This window comes from Streptomyces sp. NPDC003042, assembly GCF_053591315.1.
Map to the genome: position 1 here is coordinate 1 of NZ_JBSFTP010000137.1, position 8,901 is coordinate 8,901.

The 8,901-nt window shown below is 71.3% G+C and carries 9 protein-coding genes; 4 read left to right on the forward strand and 5 right to left on the reverse strand.

Translation table 11 applies throughout. The features are described from left to right. The first annotated feature begins 506 nt into the window (after window positions 1–506). On the forward strand, window positions 507–1,976 hold the full coding sequence (locus ACWDYJ_RS35025) for a sensor histidine kinase (protein ID WP_451569652.1): 1,470 nt from the start codon (window positions 507–509) through the stop codon (window positions 1,974–1,976). A 159-nt stretch (window positions 1,977–2,135) separates the two neighbouring features. Here the strand turns inward: ACWDYJ_RS35025 and ACWDYJ_RS35030 are convergent, their stop codons facing one another. Together ACWDYJ_RS35030 and ACWDYJ_RS35035 are read right to left on the reverse strand one after the other, a co-directional pair. After that, on the reverse strand, window positions 2,136–2,393 hold the full coding sequence (locus ACWDYJ_RS35030) for a WhiB family transcriptional regulator (RefSeq protein ID WP_003953983.1): 258 nt from the start codon (window positions 2,391–2,393) through the stop codon (window positions 2,136–2,138). 317 nt (window positions 2,394–2,710) lie between these two features. Next, complete coding sequence (locus ACWDYJ_RS35035) at window positions 2,711–3,676, reverse strand: diacylglycerol/lipid kinase family protein (RefSeq protein WP_451569646.1); 966 nt, start codon at window positions 3,674–3,676, stop codon at window positions 2,711–2,713. An 84-nt stretch (window positions 3,677–3,760) separates the two neighbouring features. Here ACWDYJ_RS35035 and ACWDYJ_RS35040 point away from each other — a divergent pair, with 84 nt between their 5' ends. Further along, window positions 3,761–4,231 carry a hypothetical protein gene (locus ACWDYJ_RS35040; RefSeq protein WP_451569647.1) on the forward strand — a complete coding sequence of 157 codons (471 nt, stop codon included), beginning with the start codon at window positions 3,761–3,763 and terminating at the stop codon, window positions 4,229–4,231. Between the two features lie 31 nt (window positions 4,232–4,262). On the opposite strand, the gene ACWDYJ_RS35045 is transcribed toward ACWDYJ_RS35040, so the two are convergent. From ACWDYJ_RS35045 to ACWDYJ_RS35055, 3 genes are all read right to left on the reverse strand, one after another. Next, the gene (locus tag ACWDYJ_RS35045) at window positions 4,263–5,264 is read right to left on the reverse strand and encodes an RNA polymerase sigma factor SigF (RefSeq protein ID WP_451569653.1); all 1,002 of its coding nucleotides are present in this window, start codon (window positions 5,262–5,264) and stop codon (window positions 4,263–4,265) included. Between the two features lie 11 nt (window positions 5,265–5,275). Beyond that, complete coding sequence (locus ACWDYJ_RS35050) at window positions 5,276–5,689, reverse strand: anti-sigma regulatory factor (protein ID WP_451569648.1); 414 nt, start codon at window positions 5,687–5,689, stop codon at window positions 5,276–5,278. 215 nt (window positions 5,690–5,904) lie between these two features. Then, a complete protein-coding gene (locus ACWDYJ_RS35055; RefSeq protein ID WP_451569649.1) occupies window positions 5,905–6,165 on the reverse strand; it encodes a UBP-type zinc finger domain-containing protein in 261 nt (86 codons plus the stop codon). A 44-nt stretch (window positions 6,166–6,209) separates the two neighbouring features. On the opposite strand from ACWDYJ_RS35055, the gene ACWDYJ_RS35060 reads away from it, so the two are divergent. Together ACWDYJ_RS35060 and ACWDYJ_RS35065 are read left to right on the forward strand one after the other, a co-directional pair. After that, window positions 6,210–7,793 carry a Na+/H+ antiporter gene (locus tag ACWDYJ_RS35060; protein WP_451569650.1) on the forward strand — a complete coding sequence of 528 codons (1,584 nt, stop codon included), beginning with the start codon at window positions 6,210–6,212 and terminating at the stop codon, window positions 7,791–7,793. A 112-nt stretch (window positions 7,794–7,905) separates the two neighbouring features. Continuing rightward, entirely contained in the window at window positions 7,906–8,838 is a 933-nt protein-coding gene (locus ACWDYJ_RS35065) for a hypothetical protein (RefSeq protein ID WP_451569651.1), read from the forward strand. Window positions 8,839–8,901 lie beyond the last annotated feature (63 nt).

Here is an 8,901-nt window from a genome sequence, read left to right on the forward strand (position 1 = left end):
GACAACCTGGGGGTCCCCCCGGCCGGAGGCTGGGGGATGAGCGTGCGTGCCAGGCCCCACCGGCCAGGAGGGACTTTGACGACACGACCTAGTGCCGCGCTGACTTGGGGCGGGGCCGACTTGGGGTGGCGGGGTGGGGCCGACTTGGGACGGGGCCCAGAAATTCCTCAGGGCCACGGTGCCGGGACGGGACCCTCAGCCCGTCCGGCACCGCAGCCCGGAGTACTTACGGCCGGCGGGTGTGCGGTTCCCGGCGGCCGGTGAGAGGTGCCTGCGCGGTCAGGGCAGAGCGCGCGGTTACCTCGATCCGTCCTCCTGTGCGGGGAGGGCGGAAGCTTGAGTGCAATTGTGGACTAGACCAATCTGTTCTGTCTATCCAAAGACGGGGCCTGCGATCCCGTCACTTCCTCCAACAGTACGCGGACTCCCGCCCTCCTGGATACTCTTCGGTATTTGCCGTGGGGAAAGTCATGAGCTACCCGGGGTACGCTCGCCACGTGCCCTCCATGAACGACCTCGTACGCCAGCACACCGCTCTCAGTGAAACCGACCTGGAGTGGCTCCACCTGCTGGTCTCGGAGTGGCAGCTGCTCTCCGACCTCTCCTTCGCGGACCTCGTGCTGTGGGTGCCCACCCTGGACGGCACCCGGTACGTCTCCGTCGCCCAGATGCGGCCCAACACCGGCCCGACCTCGTACCAGGACGACATGGTCGGCCACCTGGTCCCGCGCGGCCGCCGCCCGCTGCTCGACGCCGCCCTCGACGAGGGCCGCATCGTGCGCGAGGGCGACCCGGAGTGGCGCGAGGAAGTGCCGGTCCGCGTCGAGTCGATCCCCGTGCGCCGCGAGGGCAGGGTCCTGGGCGTGATCGCCCGCAACACCAATCTGCTCACTGTGCGTACACCGAGCCGGCTGGAGCTGACCTACCTCCAGTCCGCCTCCGACCTGGCCCAGATGATCGCGGCGGGCTCCTTCCCGTTCCCCGGCCAGCAGGTCGACATGGACGCCTCCCCGCGCGTCGGCGACGGCCTGATCCGCCTCGACGCCGACGGCGTGGTGACGTACGCCTCTCCGAACGCGCTCTCCGCCTACCACCGCCTCGGCCTCGCCTCCGACCTGGTCGGCCAGCACCTGGGCGACACCACCGCCGAACTCGCCCCCACGCGGGGCCCGGTGGACGAGGCCATCGTCAAGATCGCCAGCGGCTGGGCCCCCCGCGAGACCGAGGTCGAGGGCAACGGCGGAGTCATCCAGGTGCGCGCCATCCCGCTCAAGCCCAAGGGAATCCGCATCGGTTCCCTCGTGCTGTGCCGCGACGTCACGGAACTGCGCCGTCGCGAACGTGAACTGATCACCAAGGACGCGACCATCCGGGAGATCCACCACCGGGTGAAGAACAACCTCCAGACGGTGGCAGCCCTGTTGCGGCTCCAGGCGCGCCGGATGGATTCGGAGACCGGCCGCGAGGCGCTGAACGAGGCGGTGCGCCGCGTCGGTTCGATCGCGATCGTGCACGAGACGCTCTCTCAGAACCTCGACGAGCGGGTGGAGTTCGACGAGATCGCCGACCGCGTGATCGCGATGGTCTCGGAGATCTCCCCGGGCAAGGTGGACTGCCGGCGCACCGGCCGGTTCGGAATCCTGGACGCGGAGGTCGCCACTCCGCTGTCGATGGTGCTGACCGAGGTGCTGCAGAACGCCCTGGAACACGCGTTCACCCAGGGGGAGGGCGGCACGGTCGAGGTGTCCGCCGCCCGCTCCGGCACCGGCCGCGCCGACGCGCGGCTGCTGATCACGGTGGCCGACGACGGATGCGGTCTGCCCGAGGGGTTCGACCCCCAGCGGGCCGGCAATCTCGGGCTGCAGATCGTCCGCACCCTCGTGGAGGGGGAGCTGGGCGGCACCTTCGACATGGTCCGCGCGGAGCCGCGCGGCACCAGGGTCGTCCTCGACATACCGGCCAGCCCGCAGAAGTAGTCCGCGAATCCGTCAGCGGACCCGTCACCCAGTGTGACGGGATCTGCCGGGAACAGCACTGAGCCCCGGACCGAATGTTCCCGGTCCGGGGCTCAAGAGCACGTTGCTGAGCGCTGCTTTGGGTACTACGCGCTGCGGCTCGAGGCTCGAAAGTCGACGTCAGGCGCTTGCGTTGCGCGCCCGGTTGCGAGCCGCGCGGCGCTTCATGGCGCGGCGCTCGTCCTCGCTGAGACCGCCCCAGACACCGGAGTCCTGACCGGACTCGAGCGCCCACTGCAGGCACTGCTCCATGACGGGGCAGCGGCGGCAGACGGCCTTGGCTTCCTCGATCTGCAGCAGCGCAGGACCGGTGTTGCCGATGGGGAAGAACAGCTCCGGGTCTTCCTCACGACAAACGGCGTTGTGACGCCAGTCCATGGCTGCTACCTCTCTTGTGTGACATGCAGATTGCTTGTGAATGTGAACGCTTTCACGAATCCCCCCGTGAGGGAAGGGCCGACGCCCAGTTGCCCGGTGCGGTCCAAGATTCGTTGAGGGGTTCTGGCGGTCTGTGTGGGTGCCGGTTCTGCGGGCTGTCCCGATCGCCATGTAGAGATTCGCAAACCTCGGACGGGGATACAACCCCTTCCGGAAAGTTTTTTTGGATTCGTCGGTGTCTAGTAGGTCACAGCCCTAGTTCCTAGGGGTGTACTGGCGTGTAAACGTTCGAGTGAAAGGAGTTTGGGGTCATCCACTCACACAATCACACGCAGTGCACGGCGTACGCCTGTGAACCGAACGCTGGTGCGCACTCCGAGGTGATCGCCGTCCATCTGGAAAGGCAGCGGAACCTTCGAATGCAAGGTGAAGTCCGTCAGATCGTGCAGGGACAGCGCATGCTTGCCCTGCGGGCCGCGCTCAGGAGTCGAGGTCAGGAGCTGTGTGGCGTACCGGGCGACCGCCGGAGTTGACAAACGGTCGAGCGCCAGTACGTCAAGCGCGGTATCGAACGACGCCTCCGGAGACGCGTAGAGCGGGCGATTGCCCAGATACGTCCAGGGCGAGGTGTTGCAGACTATCGACAGCACCAGCCCCGACACCGGGTCCTGGCCCGGGCGCTCCAGCGTGACCGTGCCGTGCCGGCGGTTCGGCTCGTCCCAGAACTGGCGCATGAGCTGTCGCACGTACAGGGCGTGTGTCGAACGCTTGCCGCGTTCGCGCTGCTGCTCGACCCGCCCCACCACTCCCGCGTCGAAGCCGAAACCCGCGCAGAACGTGAACCAGCGCGCCGGAACCGACTCGTCCGAGGAGCCCGGCGTGCCGGCGGCCAGGCCCAGCCCGACCGTCCGCTCGCGCTGCTCCCGCAGGGCGTCCAGCAGGGCGCCGGTCGCCTCGACCGCGTCGTTGGGCAGCCCGAGCGCACGGGCGAACACGTTCGTGGAGCCGCCGGGGACCACCGCCAGCTTCGGCAGCCGGTCCGGATCGGGGCCGTCGTGCAGCAATCCGTTGACGACCTCGTTGACGGTGCCGTCGCCGCCGAGGGCCACCACGAGGTCGAGACCCTGGTGCGCCGCCCTGCGGCCCAGGTCCCGGGCGTGTCCCCGGTACTCGGTGGTCACCGCCTCCAGCTTCATCTCGCTGGCGAGGGCATGGGTCAAGACGTCGCGCGTGCGCGCACTGGTGGTCGTCGCTGCTGGGTTGGCCACGAGAAGTGCACGCATGAGCGCCAGAGTACCCACCCCCGCATATGCGCCCCCTACCGACCGTCCCGTACGGGGTCCGCAGGGCGCGGCTACCCTGCTGGGGTGAGTAAGAAGCCGCGCCCGAAAGCCCCCGCCGCCACCACCGACACCGCAGCAGCGGCAGCCGCCGAGCCCGGCGCGCTGCCCGGCCGGCTCACCGCCGCCGCCGCGCTGACCGCGCTGGAGGGCCTGGCCCTGGCCGGCCTCGGCGTCTACATGCTGTTCGTCGGCATCGCCGGGAACCCGGACTCCCCCCAGCAGGCCGAGACCGGCGGGCTGACCCTGCTCGCGCTCGCCGCACTGCCGCTCGTCGCGGCGCGCGGACTGCGCCGGGGCCGCCGCTGGAGCCGCGGCCCGGCGTTGATCACCCAGCTGATGGCCATGCCGGTGGCCTGGACCCTGTGGACCACCGGCGGCGCGATGATCGCCGCCGCCGTGGCGCTGGCCCTGGCCGCGGTGGCCGTCGTAGCGCTCCTGGTGAATCCGACGGCGACCGAGGCGCTCGGCATCGGGCCCGGGGAACAGGCCCGATAGTCCGTCCATCGCGTACGTACGTCCTGGCTTCCTACTCCTCGACGAGGAGCTTCTCGCGCAGCTGGGCCAAGGTGCGGGCCAGCAGGCGGGAGACGTGCATCTGGGAGATGCCGACCTCCTGCGCGATCTGCGACTGCGTCATGTTGCCGAAGAACCGGAGCAACAGGATCCGCTTCTCCCGCGGAGGCAGCCCCTCCAGCAGCGGCTTGAGGGACTCCCGGTACTCGACGCCCTCCAGCGCCTCGTCCTCCGACCCCAGCGTGTCCGCGACCGCCGGCGACTCGTCGTCCGTGTCCGGCACGTCCAGGGAGAGCGTGCTGTAGGCATTGGCCGATTCCAGCCCCTCCAGCACCTCCTCCTCGGAGATGCCGAGCCGCTCGGCCAGCTCGTGCACGGTGGGGGAGCGGCCGTGCTGCTGCGACAGTTCCGCCGTGGCCGTGGTCAACGAGAGCCGCAGCTCCTGGAGGCGCCGGGGTACCCGCACCGCCCAGCCCTTGTCACGGAAGTGCCGTTTGATCTCGCCCACCACGGTGGGCGTGGCGTACGTCGAGAACTCGACCCCGCGGTCCGGATCGAACCGGTCCACCGACTTGATCAGGCCGATGGTGGCGACCTGGGTCAGGTCGTCCAGCGGCTCACCGCGGTTGCGGAACCGCCGAGCCAGGTGTTCGACCAGCGGCAGGTGCATCCGGACCAGCCGGTTGCGCAGCTCCGCCCGTTCCGCCGAGCCCTCGGGCAGCTCCCGCAGCTCGAAGAACAGCGCCCGCGCGCCGCTGCGGTCGCGCGGGTCCGGCAGCGCCAAGGGCGGAGCCGGTGTCTGCGCCGGAGCCGCCGGGACCGTGGCAGTGGCCTCCGGTGGCTGTGGTTGCTCGTACTGGTTCTCGCTCATAGGGCCCGCCCGTCGCTCCGCCGAGTCCAAAAAGCCGTCTTCCGCATCCGCGTCAGCCGGGTGCGGCCGGGCGTGCTGCTGCTCCGGGATGCCGCCGTCGACCTCGTGCCGTACCCGGGGCCGATCCCCGCCCCGCACCGGGATCTCCCCGCCGCTCACGCCGGGCCTGGCCCCGCGCCGCGCTGTTTGTAGAGGCTGATGCTCACTGTCCGGTCCTCCTCGACCGTGGCCTCGACCTTGCCGGCCAGCGCCGACAGGACCGTCCACGCGAACGTGTCGCGCTCCGGTGCGCGGCCGTCGGTGGTCGGTGCCGAGACGGTCACCTCCAGCGAATCGTCCACCAGCCGGAAGACGCAGCTGAGGACGGAGCCGGGCACGGCCTGCTGAAGCAGGATCGCGCAGGCCTCGTCCACCGCGATGCGGAGGTCTTCGATCTCGTCGAGGGTGAAGTCCAAACGTGCCGCGAGTCCGGCCGTGGCCGTTCGCAGCACCGACAGGTAGGCACCCTCAGCCGGCAGCCGGACTTCCACGAAGTCCTGGGTCCCGGGCTCGCCTGCGATGTGGGACACCCTCACCTCCAAGGTGGTACGAGCTCTGTTCGCCGGTGACGCTATCGCGATCCGGGCGATCGTGTCGCGGCACCCCTCATGGAGCCCTCTTCGGAGCACCCCCGGCCGGCCATGCCTCTGTCCAGTGACCGATGGTAAGCCCATGGGTACGCACAGTGGCTAGGGGGCTGCGGGTCCAATTCTGGGGAACCGGCGGAGGGTGGACCTACCCCGCTTCAGACGATCGAACCGTCGACGAAACACCAGCGCCAGGTCCCGCCCGGTTCGAAGCTCCGCATCACCGGATGGCCGGTCTCCCGATGGTGCCCGGTCGCGTGCCGGTAGGGCGAGGAGTCGCAGCAGCCCACGTATCCGCACCAGAGGCACATGCGCAGCTGTACGGGATGGCTGTCGAGCACCAGACATTCGGGGCAGGTCAGCGCATGCGGGACAGGCTCGGGGCGCGGCAGGTCGGCAACGTGGGTGCACTCGCTCATGATTGCCAGCGTACGGGCGGCCGACGAGTGAGGGCGGATCTTCGATGGAGGTATGGCCACTGGTGGCCCTGGTGGCGGGGAGCGCCGCCGTCGCGGGACTCGCCCGGCGGACGCCGGTGCCCGCGCCGCTGCTGCTCGTCGCGGCCGGGCTGATCGCCGCGTACGTCCCGGGCGTGCCCGCGTACGCCCTCGACCCGCACATCGTGCTGCCGCTGCTGCTTCCGCCGCTGCTGCACACCGCCGCCGTGGACAGCTCGTACCTGGACCTACGGGCCAACGTACGGCCCGTCGCGTTGCTGTCGGTCGGGTACGTGCTCTTCGCGACGGTCGCCGTCGGGTACGCGGCGTACCTGGTGGTGCCGGGGCTGTCCCTGCCGGTGGCGCTGGTGCTGGGCGCGGTCATCGCCCCGCCGGACGCGGTCGCGGCGACGGCCATCGCGCGCAAGCTCGGGCTGCCGAACCGGCTGACGACCATCCTCCAGGGCGAGTCCCTGGTGAACGACGCCACCGCCATCACCGCCTACAAGGTGGCCCTGGCGGCGGCCGTCGGGGTCAGCGCCGGCTGGGCGGGCGGGATCGCGGAGTTCCTGCTGGCGTCCGTGGGCGGGGTCGGCGTGGGGCTGCTGCTGATGGTCCCGATCCACCAGCTGCGCAAGCGGCTGAAGGATCCCCTGCTCAAGAACACGCTGTCGCTGCTGATCCCCTTCGCGGCGTACGCGGCGGCCGAGCAGGTGCACGCGTCCGGCGTGCTGGCGGTCGTCGTCGTGGCCCTGTACCTCGGGCACCGCAACTGGCAGGTCGACTTCGCCACGCGGCTCCAGGAGGCGGCGGTGTGGAAGGTGATCGCCTTCGTCCTGGAGTCGGTGGTCTTCGCCCTGATCGGGCTCCAACTGCCGGTCGTCCTGAAGGGGCTGGGCGAGTACGAGGGCGTGGCCGCGGCCTGGTACGCGGTCGTGGTGTTCCTCGCGGTGGTCGTGGCCCGGTTCCTGTGGGTGTTCCCGGCGACCTTCGTGCCGCGGTGGGTGTCCGAGCGGATCCGCGAGCGGGAGCCGGAGACCAACTGGAAGGCGCCGGTGATCGTGGGATGGGCCGGGATGCGGGGGGTCGTCTCGCTGGCGATCGCCTTCTCCGTGCCGATGTCGGTGCCGCACCGCAATCTCATCCTGTACCTGACCTTCACGACGGTCATCGGGACGCTGGTGGTGCAGGGGCTCACGCTGCCGCCGCTGATCCGGCTGCTGAAGCTGCCGCCGAAGGACGTACGGGCCGAGACGCTGGCGGAGGCGCAGGCGCAGAGCCAGGCCTCGCGGGCGGCGGAGGAACGGCTGGCGGAACTGCTGGAGGACCCGGCCAACGCCACCCTGCCACCACCGCTCGCGGACCGGCTGCGGACGGTGCTGGAGCGGCGGCGCAACGCGGTGTGGGAGCGGCTGGGCGAGGTCAACCCGGTGACGGGGGAGTCGGCGGACGACATCTACCGGCGGCTCGCGCGGGAGATGATCGGGGCGGAGCGGGAGGTGTTCGTGGCGCTGCGCGACGAGCGGCGGATCGACGACGAGATGCTGCGGGACCTGCTGCGGCGCCTGGACCTGGAAGAGGCGGCGGCGTACCGGGAGGAAGCCGGCTGATCCCCGCCGTCCCCCTGATGGGGGAGCGGGGCGGCGAGGGATCGGCCCGGAGGCCGACGTGCCGGGCGGCGGCGGGCGCGAAGCTCGGCGCATGAGACCGAATGCCGCTGCGATGTGTGGAATTTGGGCTACCGGTACGGGCGGCCTCGCGCTCGGGGCCGCCCTGCTGGGGGCGGGGCCGCCGCTGCTCGCCTGGGGCCTGGCCGGGGCGGCCGCCGTGGCCGGGGCCGGGCTGGTCCTGCGGCGGAGGGCGCTGCTGTGGGCCGCCTGCGGGGTGTCGGCGGCAGCGGGATTCAGCCTGCTGATGGACGTGGTCGGGCTGCTGTTCGCCCAGGGCGTCGACGATCAGGCGGCGGCGGGGCTGCACGCGCTCGGCCTGCTGGGCGCGGTGCTGCTCGCGCACGCCGCCCTGGGGCCGGGGCGGGGAGGGGGGAGCGTACCGCCACCGTCGGCGGGGTCGCGGCGGGTGCACCTGGCCGCCTGGGCGGGGACGCTCGCGTTCGCGCCGTACGCGGCGATGAAACTGACCTGGGCGCTGGGCGGCACCTTCGCGGGCGTCAGCGGCGCGCGGATGCTGGCGCTGTCCGAGCGCAACGGGGCGTCCGGTGTCTGGCTCACCCTGGAGCGCTGGGGTCTGGACGGCACGGTACTGCTGGCCGCGCTCGGGGTGTTCCTGCTCTTCGGGCTGATCCGGCCCTGGGGGCAGGCCTTCCCGCGGTGGATACCCGGGCTGCGCGGGCGCCGGGTCCCGCGCTGGCTTCCGCTCGGGCCCGCGCTGATCGGCGTGGGCACGCTGGTGCCGTACGGCCTGTTCGGCGTCGGCTACCTGGCGCTGGCCTCGGCCGGGGCGGTGAGCGTCAGAGCGGGCGACTTCCCCTCACCGGCGGATGCGGTGCTGGTCGGCTGGATCGGCTTCTCGGCCTTCGCCGTCTACGGGCTCGCCCTGCTGGCCGCGACGGGCTCGTACTGGCGGCGTACGGGGGGCAGCGCCAGACGGGACCCAGGGCCCAACCCTGCGGCTCCGTCCGGCCCCGGCCCGGCCTGACCCGGTCCCGGCCGGGTGATGCCTGCGACCCTGGGGAGCCCTGGCCCGGCGGGCGACGCCTGC

What these genes read in the sequence shown, in the direction of transcription:
- ACWDYJ_RS35025 (WP_451569652.1), top strand. Translation starts at nt 507, where the DNA reads ATGAACGACCTCGTACGCCAGCACACCGCTCTCAGTGAAACCGACCTG.
- ACWDYJ_RS35030 (WP_003953983.1), bottom strand. Translation starts at nt 2,393, where the DNA reads ATGGACTGGCGTCACAACGCCGTTTGTCGTGAGGAAGACCCGGAGCTG.
- ACWDYJ_RS35055 (WP_451569649.1), bottom strand. Translation starts at nt 6,165, where the DNA reads ATGAGCGAGTGCACCCACGTTGCCGACCTGCCGCGCCCCGAGCCTGTC.
- ACWDYJ_RS35035 (WP_451569646.1), bottom strand. Translation starts at nt 3,676, where the DNA reads ATGCGTGCACTTCTCGTGGCCAACCCAGCAGCGACGACCACCAGTGCG.
- ACWDYJ_RS35065 (WP_451569651.1), top strand. Translation starts at nt 7,906, where the DNA reads ATGTGTGGAATTTGGGCTACCGGTACGGGCGGCCTCGCGCTCGGGGCC.
- ACWDYJ_RS35060 (WP_451569650.1), top strand. Translation starts at nt 6,210, where the DNA reads ATGGAGGTATGGCCACTGGTGGCCCTGGTGGCGGGGAGCGCCGCCGTC.